Raw genomic sequence first — 15,194 nt, 5'->3', positions numbered from 1 at the left:
TGACGTTTTTCAGATGGGGTTGAACGGTTGGCAGTGGATGAATCCGTTCCAATCGCGAGAGCGGACAGACGGCGCCGGCCGCTTCGTGAATGGCGTCATGGTGTTGTGCAATGGCAGCAGGCATTCTAAACATCAGATCGATACCCGACAATTAATAGGAATAGTCCTGATTTCCGGAGCCGGCTCAACGGCCGGCGACGTGCCGCACGACTCGCATGCCGACGGGCATGCGGCGCGGCCGATGAAGATGACGGCCCGAGCGAGCCGCGTCGATCTATTCATTGCGCCTCCTGCGCTTCGAACGACGGCGTGTCGCCGCCCTCGGCCGGCGCCGCATTGTCCGGCAGGTAGACGAACGTCCATTCCTGGTACGTCTCCTTGTCGCCGAAGCTCTCATAGGCCGCCGGGAAGCCGCCGCGCTTGACCGGCGTGCCCTGGGCCTTGCTGAATACGCCCATCAGGCCGCCATCCGGCGATTCGACGACGCCCCATTCGCGGTCGCCCGTCAGCGGGTCGCGATAATGCTTGCGCAGATGATGCGTCGGAAACGAAGTGCGTCTGTCCACGACCAGGTCGTCGAGCGATTTCGGATACGCCGCACCTTCGCCGGAGCGGTAGTAGCTGCCGATCGCATCGCGAATCTCGTTGCCGACCGTCAGCAATTCCTTCTCTCGCTCACGCTGGGCCTGAACGCTCCATACGTGCGCCGCCTCCATCATGCCGACGCCGATCGCGGCGATCAGCAGCACCACGCCCATATACGCGACGCCGCGCTGACGCCCGGCCGGCGCGGCGCGCTTACCAGGACGCATAGTCGCTCCCGTCGAGCGACGTGCCTTTCGCCCCGCTTCGAATGTCCCGAATGCCCGACGTTTCGCCGGGCTCGGTGGTCCACGTGTCGTTGCGCCCCGTCACCGGATCGAGCGGCAGTTCGCGCAGGTACTTGCCCGATACCAGCGTATCCAGCGCGTCGGGATCGGCGCCGTGATCGGCGCGATAGTCGTCGATCGCCTGCCGGACCGTGATCAGGTTGTGGCGCAATACGGTTTCCCGCGCCCGCGAGTTCTGCTTGAAGTACGACGGCGCCACCAGCGACATCAGCGCACCGATGATCGCCATCACCACCAGCAGCTCGATCAGCGTGAAGCCGCGTGCGCGCCGCCGCGCGTCCGGCCGCTTACCATTCGTTGTAAGGAATGCCATTGATGCCCTCTTTCTTGTTGCTGGAGCGGACGTCGTAGACGTCGTCGCCCGACGAGAACGAATCCGGACTGCTCGCGTAGCTGCGCGTCTGCCAGGTTTCCTCCGCGGACTTGCCCGGGCAGTCGCACATCGGATCGGCCGGCAGCTTGCGCAGGAAATAGATCTTCTTGCCGTCCGCTTCCCGCTGATCGGTCGCCCCTTCCACCAGCACCCGCAGATCGGGCGGATAGCCGCTCTTGTTCACCGCCACCTCGATCTGCCCGTCGGCGGTGGCCGCCCGGTAAGCGTCGATCGCGCCGCGGATGCTGGTCAGCGCCTGCTTCAGTTCCGTTTCCTTGGCGCGCCGCTTCACGAGATCGTTCAGCGGCATCGCCACCGAGGCGAGCAGCGCCAGCAGCGTCAGCACGACCAGCATCTCGACCAGCGTGAAGCCCCGCATCCCGCGCTGCCGCCGGCCACCGATACGCCCTAGCATCGCCCGCTCCTTATACGAATTGGATCACGCCCGACAGCACCGTCATCGGCTTCGGCTGCGGCGCCTTGCTGTCCAGCTTCGTGCTGGACATCGGCGCTTCCGTCGGCTCGTCCGGCTCGCCGGCCTGGGCGGCCGGGTCGGTCCCGTTCGCCGGGTCGGCGTGCGCTTGCGCGTCGGCTGCTGCCTGCGCGTCGGCCGCAGCCTGGGCGTCGGCTGCTGCCTGCGCATCGGCTGCTGCCTTGGCGGCGCCATTCGCCTGCAGCTCGTCGCCGTTCGACGGCTTCGCCGCCGCGTCGGCGGGCGTTGGCTCGATCGGCATGTGCAGCTCGGGGCCCGCATCGGCGCCCGGCTTGCGGCTGATGTCCGCCGGCGAAGCGAACTCGCCCAGCGTCGTCGATTCGGTCGTCACCTGGGCTTCCGTGCCCGACAGGAACGTCGTGACCGAGGCGTTCGGCAGATCGAGATTGCGCTCGATATGCGGCGTGATCAGCAGGACGATTTCCGACTGGGTCTGCGTCGTGTTGTTCGAGCCGAAGAAGCGGCCGACACCGGGGAGCGTCGACAGGTACGGAATGCCGCCCGTGTTGACCACTTCGTCGCGCTTGATGAGACCCGCCAGCACCTGGGTTTCCTCGTTCTTCGCGGTCATGATGGTTTCCGCGGTGCGCGTTCCGAGCGAGTAGGCGGTCAGGCCTGTCTTCGTGACTTCCTTCGACAGGATGTTGCTCGCCTCGAGATTGACCTTCACGCTGACTTCGTCGTTGAGGCTCACGCGCGGCTCGACCTTGAGCGTCAGGCCGACATCCTGGTACTTCACCGATTCGGTGACCACGCCGTTCGCGTTCGTCGTCGTCACGATCGGCACCTGCTCGCCGATCTTGATGCTCGCCTTCTCCATGTTGCGCACGCGGATCTTCGGATTCGCCAGCACCTTCGTCTTGCCCTGCTTCTGCAGCAGGTTCAGCGCGATCGACAGCGGGCCCGAATCGGACGACACGCCGATCTTGTCGCGGCTCAGCTTCAGCAGATCGCCGAGCGTCGTCGTGACGGGTGTGACGGCTTGGTCGCCGAGCATCGAGAACGACACCTTGCCCGGATAGTCGACGCCGAGCTTCACCTCGTCGTTCAGGTTGACTTCGAGCACCTGCACGTCGAGCGTCACTTCCGACTGGGGAATGTCGAGGCTCTGCACGATGCGTTCGGCGACCGCGATGGTGTCGGGCGTGTCGCGCAGCACGACGGCGTTGACCCGCTCTTCGACATAGATGTCCTTCGGCTTGACCATCTGGCGCAGCGCGGCCATCACGGTCTTCGCGTCGCCGTGCGACAGGTAGAACGTGCGCACCGCAAAATCCTTGTAGCTGCGGTCCTTGTCCGGGCGCGCCGGATAGATCAGCAGCGTGTGCTCGTCGAGCACCTTCTTCTCGAGCTGGTTCGTGCGCAGCAGCAGGTTGATCGCGTCCTCGGCCGTCGTCTTGGTCGCCAGCAGGCTGGCGGGCGCGGAAGTCTGCACGTCCGCGTCGAACACGAAGTTCACGCCGGCCATCCGCGAGATCACGTCGAAGATGTTCTGCAGGGGCTGCGAGCGGAAATTGAGCGACACGCTTTTGCGCAGCGCGTCGGACATCGTCGGACGCAGCGCGCGCTGCGCTTCGTGGCGGCTCAGCAGCTGATCGCGCAGTGCGCTCGCGCCCGGATAGTTCGGCTGCTCCGCAAGAACGCGGTTGACCGTCTCCAGCGCCGCGCGCGGCTTGCGGTCGCTCATCGCGCGCGCTTCTTCGAACTGCTTGCGCAGCTCGATGCGGCGCTTGGCCTGCGCGGCGGACTGCGTCGCCTTGATGCTGTTCGGCGACACGTCGAGCGCGTTTTGCAGATGCTCGGCCGCGCCGGCATCGTTGCCCGCCGCCGCTTTCGCTTCGGCGGCCTGCAGCTCGCCGTCGACGTAGCCGTCCTGCGTGCGCTGCAGCGCGGAGCGGATCGCGGCGTCATTGGGCGTCTTCGCGTCGGCGGTACGCAGCACATCGAGCGCCGCGGCCGGCTTGCCGGCCTGCGTGAGCGACTCGCTGCGCTTGACGGGATCGTTCAGCAGGTCGCGGATCGGGTCCGGCAGCGAGCTGCAGCCGCTCGCGAGCAGCGAGCACAGCAGCAGCGAAATGGTGAGAATGGGTTTCATGGCGAATGATCTATCAAGGTTCAATTAGGTTGGCGTCAGGTTCCGCTCGTGAACAACGGCAGCGAGACCTCGCTTTTTTCGGGGGTGAGCAGCACCGCAGCGGCGGCTTCCAATCTGGCGAGCTGGTAGCCGCCCGAGATTTCCTTCCCGGGGCGGATAGCGTCCTTGACGCTGCAAGCCTGGCAAATCAGGAAGATCTGCCCCATCCCTTCCAGGACGACGACGCGCTGGCGCCCTTCCTTCCATTCCGCGGTGACCGAAAACGGCATCGGACGGATCGTTTCCGCCTTGACGCCTTCCTTGCCCTCTTCCTCCTCGTCCGGCGTGATGAGCTTGATGTCCGCCGCTTCGTTTTTCTGCGCCGCCGCCGACAGCGACGCGAAACTCTGCGTCGGAAAGAGATCGATCGATTCGCCCTCGTCGGCGCTCGACAGCGCCGCGGCGCCCAGCATCGCGGCGAAGAGTGCGATCGCGCCGGCCGCCGGGGCCAGCGTCTTGTTACGGATACGCGTCATTTCTCGGCTCCCAGCAGCGACACACGCAGACCGATGTTCAGCGTGACGTCTTCGATGCGCGGCCGCGTCAGCGTGACGCTTTCGACGCGCAGGAAGCGCTGCTGCGACAACGCCTGCAACGCGCGCGACAGATCGGCGTAACGTCCTGTAGCGGTGATGCCGAGCGTCCAGCGCGCGAGCTTCCCCTTCACCTCGGCGTCCTGCCGATAGGTCGACTCCGAGGCATCGATGCCGTACTTCTTCAGCGTTTCGAACACCTGCAGTTTTTGCATGTTCGCATTGACCTTGCGCAGTTCCGCGCCAAGCTCGTCGCCCGGCGCCTCTTGGCGCGGAACTTTCGCGAGCCGCGCAAGATCGGCGGTCAGCGCCTGGCGTTCGTCGGCGAGCTGGCGCAGGTGCGGCTCCTGCACGAGCAGCTGCCAGCCCGCCGCGCCCACGGCGAGCGCCGCCAGCACGACACCGGTCCTGCCCAGGCGATCGGCGCCATGCTGCAGGTGCCAGCGCAGGCGCGGCAGCGGATTGCCGACGCGCAGCGACGCCAGTGATCTGAGTTTCATGTTCTTCATGGCAGTTCGATCCGCACGCCGAACGACACGGCCCGGTTCGGATCCTTGGGTTTGATTCCATGACGGACCAGGACGACCTGCGCGGATGAAGGCGCTTTGGCAGCCTTGGCGTTCTTGCCGCCCGGCTCGGCCGGGGGCGGGCTGTTCCTGGCCGCGTCCGCGATTCGTCCGGCCGCGAGGCGCAGGCGCTCGATGAACGCGTAGACCTGGACCAGATCCTGGGCCTCGGCCTCGATCGTCGCTTCCTTGCCCGCGCGCTGCACCGACAGCGACAGCAGCGCGATCTGCGGCGCCCATGCCGACTCGACCACGTCGAGCACCGGCAGTCGGGCGTGCGCGCCCGCCTGCTCGCGCAGCACCGCGTCGAACTTCTTGTCGTCCGGCGAGGCGCCTTGCGCGGCCCGCTTCGCGACATCGAGCGCGCGCTCCCGCTGCTCGATGCGCTGCTGCAGATGCTCGACGTCGGCGCGCAGCTCGTCGGCCTGCAGCCACGTGCCGCCGGCCCAGACGCCGGCCGCGAGCAGCGCGCCGGCGAGCGCGAGCGTCGCCGGACCCGCCTTCGCCTGCTTCGCGGCGAAATCGAAACGCTTCAGCTTTTGCATGGCGTGGCTCCTACCAGGTGCGCAAGCGGTGCATCGAGTTCGATCCACGCAGCGCCGCTGAAATCGTCGCCGCCAAGCGGCGTGGTCGCGCAAATGAAGACCGGCGACGCGGCCGTCTGACCGCACATGACCGTAACCGCATCGATCGCGGTCTGGGCCGGCTGGCCCGCGCCGCGCATCAGCGTGGCCGCATCGATCCAAGCGCCGTTGCGTCGGTAGAGACAGCTCACCGATTCCGGCTCGACGAGCGCGAGCGCATAGTCGCGCCCGAGCCGCTTGGCGTGGCGCGCGAGCGTCGCCGACAGCAGATCGCCGCAACTCGCCACCTGCCAGCCGGCTTCGGTGCCGGCGGCCATCAGCAGCGCGGCCATCGAATCGTCGACGCCGGCAGCCAGACGCGCCCGGCCGAAGCCCCCTTCCTCGACGGCGACGCGCAACGCGCCAGGCGCGCCCTGCTCGCTCAAAACCGACGACGCATAGGCCGACCACGCCTGCCGGTTCGGCAACGCTTCCTGCCACGGCAGCACGGCGGCATGCGCCCACGGATAGCCCAGCAGCAGGTGCAGGCGGTTGCGTGCGCGCCCCGCGCGCCGCTCGACGCGAGCCAGCAGCGCGGACAAGGCGGCAGCCGGCTCGCCGCAATGCGGCTCGCTGATCGGCACGCAGAAATCGCGTCCCGGTCTCAATCTGGGCAGGTTGAAGGCGACGATCGACACGCGCTCGACGTCGACGGTTGCAATGCACTCAGTCCACAGCGACGGCACGTTGCACCTCCTGATAAGTCGTTGAGCGCTTGCGGATCGCGGCCATGCCCGCGCTGCGCATCGATTGGTAGTCGGCGCACTGCGCGAGCGCCTGCGCGCGCTTTTCCGGCGAGCGTTCGAGGAGCGCCGCCTTGAGCGCCGTGTTCAGGCGCAGCACTTCGGCGAGCGCGATCCGGCCGTGAAAGCCGGTGCCGCGGCAGGCGTCGCAGCCCGCGCCCGGCAGCACGGCGTGCGCGAGTTCGCTGTCGGGCACGTCCGCGCCGATCTCGCCGCCGCCCGGGTTGGCCGCCGGCCCGCATTGCGGGCAGATGCGCCGTACGAGGCGCTGCGACACCACGCCGTTCAGCGCCTCGAGAAACGTCGAGGTCTCGACGCCCATGTAGATGAAACGGTCGATCACGCTGAACGCGTCGTTCGCATGCACCGACGACAGCACGCGGTGCCCCGTCAGCGCCGACTGCACCGCGATCGACGCCGTCTCCTCGTCGCGGATTTCGCCGACGAGGATCGTGTCCGGATCGTGGCGCAGGATCGAGCGCAGGCCGCGCGCGAACGTCAGGCCCTTCTTCTCGTTGACGGGAATCTGCAGCACGCCCTTCAGCTCGTATTCGACCGGGTCCTCGATCGTGATGATCTTTTCGTCGCCGGTGTTGACTTCCGACAGCGTGCCGTACAGCGTCGTCGACTTGCCGCTCCCGGTCGGGCCCGTGACAAGGGTGAGCCCATAGGGGAGCAGCGCGAGCGCGCGGATGCGGGTGGCCGTGACGGTGTCGAAACCGAGCGTGTCGAGATTCATCACGTCGCCGCGCGACGATTTGTCGAGCACGCGCAGCACCGCGTTCTCGCCGTAGACGCCCGGCATGATCGAGACGCGGAAATCGATCTCGCGCCCCTGCAGGATCACCTTGAAGCGGCCATCCTGCGGCACGCGTTTTTCGGCGATATCGAGACTGGAGACCACCTTCAGCCGCGACATGGCCTGGTTGGCGATTTCCAGCCCGGGAATCGGACGGATCGCCTGCATGACGCCGTCGATCCGATAGCGGATCATCAGCCCGTCCTGCACGGCCTCGAGGTGAATATCGCTGGCGCGGCTCTGCAGCGCGTCGTAGAGCGTCATGTTGACGAGCCGGATGATCGGGCTCTCGTCCTTCGCGATCGTCGTCAGCGAGATCGACTCGACGGCCTGCGCGAGCGAGTCGCTCGACGCGTCGACGTTCATGTCGTCGCCCATCACGCGCTCGCTCGCTTCCGCCGTCTTGAGAATCCGGTCGACCGCGCCCGGCGTGCTCATCGCGAACGACGGACGCGCGAGCGCAAAGCGGATCTGCAACCGCGCGCGCACCTGCCGCTCGAGCGGATTCGCCATGACCAGCGTCAGACGTTCGCCGTGCTGGACAGGCAGCACGCGCAACGTCAGCGCTTCCGGCAGCGGCAGGTGTTCGAAACGCACCTGAGCGGCCGTCAGCTCGTCCGGCGCCACCGCGGCCACGCCGATCTGCCGCGCGACTTCCCCAAGCCGTTCGGCGTCGGCGAGCAGCTGCTGCTCCAGATAAGCGGCAAGCGTCACGCCGCCTGCTTCGGCCGCGTGCTGCCATTGCTGCAATTGAGATTGATCGGGAGTGTCCATGAATTTATCTCGTATGGATTCGCGCGCGTCAGATGCGATGCGAACCGAAAAAAGGATTGTCGGAAATCGCATCGGAACCAACAACGAAACTGAAACGAATCTGAAGTTCGCGATAATGTTAATTCAGGACACCTGGAGAAACGAAAGGCCCGGTCGAAACCCGGGCCTTTCGTTTTTCTAAGCGCGTGTTGCGCGGCGTTCAGCCGATGCTGCCCGCCAGCTCGAAGATCGGCATGTACAGCAGCACGACGATCGTGCCGACCATCGCGCCGACGAACATCATCAGCACCGGTTCGAAGATCTTGCTGAACATTTCGATCGAACGATCGAGCGCGCCGTCGTGAAAATGCGCGATGCGCTCGCACATGCCGCCGAGGTCGCCGCTTTGCTCGCCCACACGCAGCAGGCGCTCCGCCACGGCGGTCGTCAGTTCGTGCTCCGCGAGCACCGCCGACGCGGCGCGGCCGGCCTTCAGCTTCTCGAGCGCGAGCGCGAGCCTGGCCGCATACGCGGGCGGCAGGATCTTCGTCGACAACGACAAGGCGTCGATCACGGGGGTGCCGCCTGCGATCAGCAGGCCGACCGTGCGGTAGAAACGCGCCAGCACGAACAGATGGCACACCTCGCTCAGCTTCGGGACCTTCCACAGGCTGCGCAGCAGCGCCGCGCGCACCGCGCCGGACCGGACTACGAAGTAGAACGCGGCAGCGCCCGCCGCGACGCCTGCCCCGAGCATCAGCCCGTGCTCCTCGACGACACCCGACCACCACAGCATCGCCTGGGCGCTCGCAGGCAGCGTCTGCATCGTCTCGAACACCGCCGAGAAGCGCGGGATCACGAAAAACAGCATGAACATCAGGATGGTGGCGCCCGCCGACATCACCACGCCGGGATAGACGAGCGCACCCGTCACCCGCTTGCGGATCTGCTCGATCCGCAATTCGTAGTGCTGATAGCGCTGCAGCGCCACCGGCAGCTGCCCGCTGCCTTCCGACGATTCGACCGTCGCCACCAGCAGCGGCGGAAAGACTTCGGGTTGCGCCGCGAGCGCCTTCGAGAACGGCTGGCCTTCATACATCGTCGCCAGGATCGCCGCGAGCACCGCGCGCATGGTCCGGTCGGAACCGGACTTGTCGCGCAGCGCCTCGAGCGCCTCGATCAGCACCAGCCCCGCATCGAGCAGGGTCGACAGTTCCTGCAGGAACAGGCCGAGCGCGAACTTCGATTTGCGGCCCCTGCGTCCAGCGCCCTTCGCGGCGGCAACCGCGAGCACCGCGGCGCCGGTCAGCGCGCATTGGGCGCGTGCGGCAGCCGCGTCGGCGGCCTCGACGGTCCTGACCTCGATCTTGCCTTGCGCCAACAGACGAACTTTAAACGTAGCCACATCGGCTCCTTTAGTCGAACGAAACGTCGCCCGACGCGCGCGGCGCTTCGGCCGCCGCCTTTCTGGCCCGCTCGTTGGCGCGTTCGCGCGTCAGTTCCTTGTATTCGCGCCACACCTTGGTCGCGTAGGCCTTACGCAGCGACGCGCGTTCGGGCGCGCTGCCGGCGTTGTACGCGCCGACGGCTTCCCATGTATAACCATGCCGCTCGATGAAGCCGGCGAGGATTTCCGCACCGCTGCGCACCGACGTGCACGGCTCCTTGACGAGCCGCTCGCGCGTGATGCCCACGCGCATGAGGCGCGGCAGGTGCGTGCTGTTGATCTGCATCAGACCGATGTCGTACGTGCCGTTGCGGTTGCGGTTCATCGCCTTCGGATTCAGCGACGACTCGACCTTGGCGATCGAATACAGCAGCAGCGGATCGATCCTGAATTCGGCGCCGACCTTGGTCCAGCAATCGGCCGCCATGGAAGAGGAGGCAGCCAGCATCGCAGCGCCCGCCACGATGCCCTGCACGATGGAAGACCGGACGACGCGCGCGATCGGCAGACTGCGGACTCGCTCAGAGACCGTAGACGATATCTGCGTCATCGCCCTCGCCTCCTTGTCGGCCGTCGCGGCCCAGCGTCACGATCTCGGCTTCCGCGTCGCGGCCCGGCACGTTGTATTGATAGGCGCGGCCCCACGGATCGGCCGGAACGTCCTTGGCCAGATACGGCCCCTGCCAGCCGGCGACGCCCTGCGGCTCCTTGACGAGCGACGCCAGGCCCTGGTCTGCGCCGGGATAGCTGCCGGTGTCGAGCCGGTACTGGCTCATCGCGTCGCCGAGCGACTTCATCTGCGCTTGTGCGGTCTTGACGCGCGCCTTGTCGACCTGCGAGAACAGCTTCGGGCCGACATAGCCGGCGAGCAAGGCGATGATCAGCAGCACCACCAGCAGTTCGAGCAGGGTGAAGCCTTTCATCGCGGCTTGTTTGAATTTGATCGATGCGTTTTTCATGTTGATTGTCCGTCACGCATCTCTCGATGCGTATACCGCCTCCGGCCCCGGCGACATCGCGCCGGCGCGCTGAACATTGATCGGGAAAACGAGCGGGCCGGAACATCGGCCCATCTGAACAGGCGGAGGCCCGGGGCCTCCGCCTCTTGAATGCATCGGCTCGCGCGATGGCGCGGCCGATGCGTCGTCGCTGCAGCTAGTGGATTACTTCGCGATCCAAGCGTCCGTCCAGTTACTGCCCTTGCCCGGCTCGTAGTACGCCGGAGCTTGGCCGCACCAGCCCGCTTCAGGGTACGGCTTGCACTGGTACAGCTTGCCGTTGTTGGTGACGATCTCGCCGCCCTGGTACGCCTTGCCGGCTTCGTACTTCGGATAGTCGCCGCCGCCCGACGAGCCGCTGGCCTTCACCAGGACCTTCTGCGAAGGCACCTTGTACTCGGTCGTGCCGTCGCTGACCGTGACGCCGATGTTGCCGGATTGATCGGCGTCGATGTTCGCCACCGAGTAAGAGCCCGCCGGCTTGTTGCCGATATCGCCGGAGAACAATGCCGTCGTGCGCGACCACTTGTAGGTCAGCTTCTTGCCGTCCGCGTGTTTCGCGTCGACCCGCACGTTCAGCGTGCTGCCCGCGTCGACCGTCGACGGCACCGTCAGCGTTGCCGTGATCGGGTTGCCGCCCGGATTCTCGCCTGCCGGCTTCGCCTTGACCGTCATGTCGTCGGATGCCGAGACGCCTTCCGGATCGGTCACGGTCAGCTGGAAGCGATAGCTGGTTTCCGTCTGCGCCTTCGGCACCGCCACGCTCGCTTTGGGCTGGGTCGGGTTCGCGATCGTCAGCACCGGGCCGCCGACCTGCTTCCAGCTGTACTTGAGCGCGCCGCCTTCCGGATCGCTCGACGCGCTGCCGTTCAGCGTTAGGGTCTGCGCGCTGTCGATCGTCACGTCAGCGCCCGCGTTCGCCACGGGCGGCTTGTTCACAGGCGGCGTGCCGCCGCCGTTGTCGGAGTCGTCCTTGTGGTCGATCGCGAAGTTGTAGTCCTTGCCGTTGCCGAAGATGTCGTTCTCGGTCGCGCTCTTGACCGGATTGATCTGGCCGTCCGAGCCGAGCTTGCCGATCTTCACGCGCTCCGATGCGCCGTTGACCTTTTCCGCGAGCAGGTAGATCCACTCCGCCGCTGCGGTCTGGCCCGCGCCAACCTTCACTTCATGCTTTTCGAGGTCGCTACCGCGCGTCTTGTCGAACACGCGCAGGGCCACCGTCGAGCCGGCCTTCACGTCACCGCCGCGAATGTCGCCGATGTCGCGCCACTCTGACGGCGTGCCCGCGATCTCCACGTCCGAACACGAATAGAACGCTTCCGCGCTGTCGCTGCGCTGCCACACGTTGTAGATGACCCGCTTGCCGCTCATGCCGCTCGGGATCTTGACCTTCATGGTCGTTTCGCTTTCGGCCGGCTGCGAGCCCACCTCGCCGACCGGCTGGAGATCGTCCCAGCGCAGCGGTCGCGTGAAATCGTAGCTGTCCTTCGTGATGTAGTTCTTGAAGTATTTCGTCTGGTGCGGGGCCGTCTGCTTGTACTTCAGCGTGACCTCGCCCGACGCGTCCGGCGTGATGACCGTGCGCTTCCAGTCCGCGAGCGTATCGAGCGAACTCCAGTTCGACTTGCCGCCCGCGCACAGTTGGCCGCCCGGCACGACGGCCTCGTGATTGCCGCCCGCGCTGCCCTGGGCGTTGGACATCCAGTCGTAGACGATGCCGGTCTGGCCCGCGGCCTTGATCGCCTTGCAGCCCGCCGAGATCGGGCCTTCCGGATTGTCGCCGCCGGCCGTCGTGCACATGTACTGGCGGCTGGCCGGGCTCGTCATCGAGCCGTGCGCCGATGCGCTGGTCGGCAGGAGCATGATCGCGACGGCCGCAAGCTGCGTCAATGCGAGTCCCGGCAAAACAGCGCGGGCCAGTTTGCGCTGTGCGGAAGTGTGTCGATGAAAAGCCATTTAAATTAATTCCTTTATCACGTGAATCAATTAATCACAGAGAAAATCGCGAGCGGCAAATCGCCGCCGCACCACTTTTAATCGCCGTCATTTATTTGGTAAAAAAGAAAATCGATCCGGCAATCAACTCATGAGAATTCTTTCAGCTCCCGGCGGGCGAGTCGATCATTCTCAAAAGCATCTGTGGAGATATTGAAGAATTTCTAAAGAAATCCGGTCGAGCCTTGAAACGAAGGCGCTTCGTCCGGAGCGGCCTTGCAGTACGAACCATGCCGACACAACGCGAGATGCCGGACTCCGGCGCGTCAAGCGGCGGCCGGCAAATCGATCCAAATGTCGCTGCCCTTCCCGAGTTCGCTCGCCACGCCCACCGCCCCGCGATGCCGCTCGACGACGGCCTTGACGAACGGCAAACCCAGGCCCACCCCCGAGCCGGCGTCGCACGCTTCCTTCACCTGGAAAAAAGGCTCGAAGAGTCGCGGCAGCGCATCCGGCCCGATGCCGATCCCCTCGTCGACGACATGCAACGCCACCCTCCCGTCCTGGCGGGAGGCCGCGTTGATCCGCAGCGCCACGGCGGAGCCCGGCGGCGAGTACTTGACGGCGTTGTCGAGCAGGTTCACCAGCGAACGCAGCAGCATGTCCCGGTTGCCGAGCACGATCGCGCCGCTCTGCTCGCCCGGGCCGGCGATCCGGATCGCTTTCATGTCGGCGCTCGCCCAGATCTGGTCGAGCGCTTCGTCCGCCAGTTCGTCGACCGAAACCGGCTCGAATGCGTCCGCATCGAGATGCTCGGCGTGGGCGAGCTGGACGAAGTCTTGCGTAATGCGCAGCGAATAGTCGACCAGCCGGCGCACCGTACCGATGAACGGTTCGTCGAACGCGGCCGGCCCGGCGCGCTTCTGCTCGATCAGGGCGAGCACGGTGGTGAGCGGATTGCGCAGGTCATGCGCCATGTGGCGCAGCGTCTGCCGGTCCTGCAGCACGGATTCCTTCACGTCGGAAATGTCCACCAGGCAGATCAGCTGCGTGTCGGCATCGTCCGCGCTGACCTGGGCAAACGACGCGAGCTGCACCGACAGCAGCGTGTAAATCCTGCCGTCCAGTTCGATCTCCCGGTCCGCGCCGCCCGCCGGCAGCGGCCCGGCGAGCGCGTCGCCGAGCCAGGCGGGCGCGACCGGCGCACTGCCGTCGGGCGCCGTATCGAGCAGCGCGGCGGCCCGGTCGTTCCAGATCGCGAGCTGCCCGCCCTTGGTCACGAAAATAGGGTGCGGAAGCTGGTTGATCACGCTCACGTACGCTTCCTGCCATGCCCGGATCTGGCGCATCGCCGAGCCGATCTGCTCGAGCGGCGGCGCGGCCAGCGCGGCTTCGTCGCCCGGCAGGTCCAGCGCGCCGGGCGCGCCGACCCGCGACGACAGTTCGGTGAAGCCGTGGATCTCGCTACGCAGCACGCGCTGCGTGGCGACGATCCGCTGCCAGGCGTAGAACGCATAAATCAGCAGGCACACGAACGGCAGCACGCCGAGCGGCAGCCAGATGTGGAACCCGCCCAGCAACGCCGTGGAGCCGGCAAACGCCGCGGCGAGCCAGCCGAACGCGAACGCGTGCATGCGAGCGCCGGGCGTCAGCGCGCAGATCAGGATCATCCCGAGCGCGATCGCCATGTACACCTGCATCGCCGTCTTCCCCGGCACCTCGCGGATCACGTTGCCGTCGACGATGGCCTCGGTCATCAGGCCGTCCAGCTGCGACGGCGTGACGGCGTCCATGTTGAGCGACGAGATCTGCCACGAGCTTTCGGCGCTGGCGCCGGACGCGCCCACGAACACCAGCTTCTGCGCGAACGCGCTGGCCGGCACCCGGCCCTTCACCACGTCGGCGAACGAATAGTGCGCGATGTCGGATAAACGGGGCATCATCAGCAGGATCGACGGCGTCGTCTCGCGGCCGACCGACAGCGCGCGCGGCTGCATGTAGTCGCTGAGCGCGCGGGCGAGCCGCGCGCTGCCGAGCCGGATCGCCTCGAGCGCCACGTGCGGATAGACCTGCGCGCCGACCTGCCGGAACGGCACGATGCCGCTGACCGCTCCGAAATGCCCGACCGTCACGTCGCGATGGCCGACCGACGCGGTATTTTTGAGCCAGTGCGGCAGCGCCGCGCCGCGCAACGCGTCCGCGCCGACGGCCGGCAGCGGCAGCACCAGGTGCTTGCGTTGCGCCCGCCCTTTTGAATCGGCCGCCGCCATGTAGAGCGGCACCATCACGTCGAGCGTGACGCTGGCGGCCTGGCCCAGTTCGTCCATCAGCGCGGCGCCGTAGCGGGGCAGGTTCACCGGGCCGAGCTCGCGCATGGTCTTTTCGTCGATCTCGACGATGGCCACCGTGCGGGAGCTCGGATGCGCGAAGCGTTGCGAGACCAGGTCGAACGTGACCTTGTCGAACGAGCCGAACATCGTTTTCAGGATCGGATGGCTTCCCAAGGCCGCCATCGCCAGCATCGACAGCGCGAACAGTCCCGTGCGCAGGTTGGCCTTCGACAGCTTTTTGAAAGATTCGCGGGAAGCGGGCATCCGGTGTCCTTGGGTCGAGCTGTAATCGATCGGACCCGCCGCCTCATGGCCCTGTAAGGCTCGCCGCCGGCGGCGGAAGAAAGGATGCAATTTTAAGATTGGCTTGGGATTATCAATATAAGAACAATCTTATTCTCAGGGGTAAGACAATCCTCAATTTTTGATTCGACATTGTTTGAAGATTTTCCGGCCTGGCGCCGCTTTCAAAAACTTCGCTTTCTCCCGAAGTTATTTTCCTATTCGGCTTTTTCAGATTCGCTTGAGATAGCTTCTATCGATTCGATTCGACATTCAGAATCCGGTCCGTGCAAGA

The 15,194-nt window shown here is 66.0% G+C and carries 14 protein-coding genes; all 14 read right to left on the bottom strand.

Annotated features, from left to right (window positions below; genetic code table 11):
- Positions 1-278: 278 nt before the first annotated feature.
- Positions 279-812 (bottom strand): type II secretion system protein, encoded by a 534-nt coding sequence (locus J3489_RS22235; RefSeq protein ID WP_207001685.1) that lies wholly within the window; start codon positions 810-812, stop codon positions 279-281.
- The gene (locus tag J3489_RS22230; RefSeq protein WP_207001684.1) at positions 799-1,203 is read right to left on the bottom strand and encodes a type II secretion system protein; all 405 of its coding nucleotides are present in this window, start codon (positions 1,201-1,203) and stop codon (positions 799-801) included. Before J3489_RS22230 ends, J3489_RS22235 begins: the two co-directional genes overlap by 14 nt.
- Positions 1,178-1,678 (bottom strand): prepilin-type N-terminal cleavage/methylation domain-containing protein, encoded by a 501-nt coding sequence (locus J3489_RS22225; RefSeq protein WP_207001683.1) that lies wholly within the window; start codon positions 1,676-1,678, stop codon positions 1,178-1,180. Before J3489_RS22225 ends, J3489_RS22230 begins: the two co-directional genes overlap by 26 nt.
- Positions 1,679-1,688: 10 nt before the next feature.
- Positions 1,689-3,851, bottom strand: coding sequence for a secretin GspD/PilQ domain-containing protein (locus tag J3489_RS22220; protein WP_207001682.1), 2,163 nt, complete (start codon positions 3,849-3,851; stop codon positions 1,689-1,691).
- 35 nt (positions 3,852-3,886) lie between these two features.
- On the bottom strand, positions 3,887-4,366 hold the full coding sequence (locus J3489_RS22215; protein WP_207001681.1) for a hypothetical protein: 480 nt from the start codon (positions 4,364-4,366) through the stop codon (positions 3,887-3,889).
- The gene (locus J3489_RS22210) at positions 4,363-4,923 is read right to left on the bottom strand and encodes a hypothetical protein (protein ID WP_207001679.1); all 561 of its coding nucleotides are present in this window, start codon (positions 4,921-4,923) and stop codon (positions 4,363-4,365) included. The genes J3489_RS22215 and J3489_RS22210 overlap by 4 nt, the downstream gene beginning before the upstream one ends.
- A 5-nt stretch (positions 4,924-4,928) precedes the next feature.
- A complete protein-coding gene (locus tag J3489_RS22205; RefSeq protein ID WP_207001677.1) occupies positions 4,929-5,534 on the bottom strand; it encodes a hypothetical protein in 606 nt (201 codons plus the stop codon).
- Complete coding sequence (locus J3489_RS22200; protein WP_207001675.1) at positions 5,522-6,298, bottom strand: hypothetical protein; 777 nt, start codon at positions 6,296-6,298, stop codon at positions 5,522-5,524. The genes J3489_RS22205 and J3489_RS22200 overlap by 13 nt, the downstream gene beginning before the upstream one ends.
- Positions 6,279-7,928 (bottom strand): GspE/PulE family protein, encoded by a 1,650-nt coding sequence (locus J3489_RS22195; RefSeq protein ID WP_207001673.1) that lies wholly within the window; start codon positions 7,926-7,928, stop codon positions 6,279-6,281. The genes J3489_RS22200 and J3489_RS22195 overlap by 20 nt, the downstream gene beginning before the upstream one ends.
- Before the next feature lie 199 nt (positions 7,929-8,127).
- Positions 8,128-9,312 (bottom strand): type II secretion system F family protein, encoded by a 1,185-nt coding sequence (locus J3489_RS22190; RefSeq protein WP_207001671.1) that lies wholly within the window; start codon positions 9,310-9,312, stop codon positions 8,128-8,130.
- 10 nt (positions 9,313-9,322) lie between these two features.
- Entirely contained in the window at positions 9,323-9,904 is a 582-nt protein-coding gene (locus tag J3489_RS22185) for a transglycosylase SLT domain-containing protein (protein ID WP_207001668.1), read from the bottom strand.
- Positions 9,876-10,313, bottom strand: a complete 438-nt coding sequence (gene gspG, locus J3489_RS22180) for a type II secretion system major pseudopilin GspG (protein WP_207001666.1) — start codon at positions 10,311-10,313, stop codon at positions 9,876-9,878. Before gspG ends, J3489_RS22185 begins: the two co-directional genes overlap by 29 nt.
- A 204-nt stretch (positions 10,314-10,517) precedes the next feature.
- Positions 10,518-12,308 (bottom strand): lytic polysaccharide monooxygenase, encoded by a 1,791-nt coding sequence (locus tag J3489_RS38495; protein ID WP_207001664.1) that lies wholly within the window; start codon positions 12,306-12,308, stop codon positions 10,518-10,520.
- A 305-nt stretch (positions 12,309-12,613) separates the two neighbouring features.
- Positions 12,614-14,881, bottom strand: coding sequence for an ATP-binding protein (locus J3489_RS22170; RefSeq protein WP_207001661.1), 2,268 nt, complete (start codon positions 14,879-14,881; stop codon positions 12,614-12,616).
- Positions 14,882-15,194 lie beyond the last annotated feature (313 nt).

Origin of the sequence: Trinickia mobilis (genome assembly GCF_017315705.1) — a bacterium.
Taxonomy (GTDB): domain Bacteria; phylum Pseudomonadota; class Gammaproteobacteria; order Burkholderiales; family Burkholderiaceae; genus Trinickia_A; species Trinickia_A mobilis.
Note: the sequence above shows the minus strand (reverse complement) of the source record. Positions and strands in the feature narration are given on the sequence as shown.

Bases quoted from the DNA above. Each gene is read 5' to 3' on its own strand.
- J3489_RS22195 (WP_207001673.1), bottom strand. From the start codon at position 7,928: ATGGACACTCCCGATCAATCTCAATTGCAGCAATGGCAGCACGCGGCC.
- J3489_RS22215 (WP_207001681.1), bottom strand. From the start codon at position 4,366: ATGACGCGTATCCGTAACAAGACGCTGGCCCCGGCGGCCGGCGCGATC.
- J3489_RS22205 (WP_207001677.1), bottom strand. From the start codon at position 5,534: ATGCAAAAGCTGAAGCGTTTCGATTTCGCCGCGAAGCAGGCGAAGGCG.
- J3489_RS38495 (WP_207001664.1), bottom strand. From the start codon at position 12,308: ATGGCTTTTCATCGACACACTTCCGCACAGCGCAAACTGGCCCGCGCT.
- J3489_RS22185 (WP_207001668.1), bottom strand. From the start codon at position 9,904: ATGACGCAGATATCGTCTACGGTCTCTGAGCGAGTCCGCAGTCTGCCG.
- J3489_RS22220 (WP_207001682.1), bottom strand. From the start codon at position 3,851: ATGAAACCCATTCTCACCATTTCGCTGCTGCTGTGCTCGCTGCTCGCG.
- J3489_RS22170 (WP_207001661.1), bottom strand. From the start codon at position 14,881: ATGCCCGCTTCCCGCGAATCTTTCAAAAAGCTGTCGAAGGCCAACCTG.
- J3489_RS22225 (WP_207001683.1), bottom strand. From the start codon at position 1,678: ATGCTAGGGCGTATCGGTGGCCGGCGGCAGCGCGGGATGCGGGGCTTC.
- J3489_RS22210 (WP_207001679.1), bottom strand. From the start codon at position 4,923: ATGAAACTCAGATCACTGGCGTCGCTGCGCGTCGGCAATCCGCTGCCG.
- J3489_RS22230 (WP_207001684.1), bottom strand. From the start codon at position 1,203: ATGGCATTCCTTACAACGAATGGTAAGCGGCCGGACGCGCGGCGGCGC.
- J3489_RS22235 (WP_207001685.1), bottom strand. From the start codon at position 812: ATGCGTCCTGGTAAGCGCGCCGCGCCGGCCGGGCGTCAGCGCGGCGTC.
- gspG (WP_207001666.1), bottom strand. From the start codon at position 10,313: ATGAAAAACGCATCGATCAAATTCAAACAAGCCGCGATGAAAGGCTTC.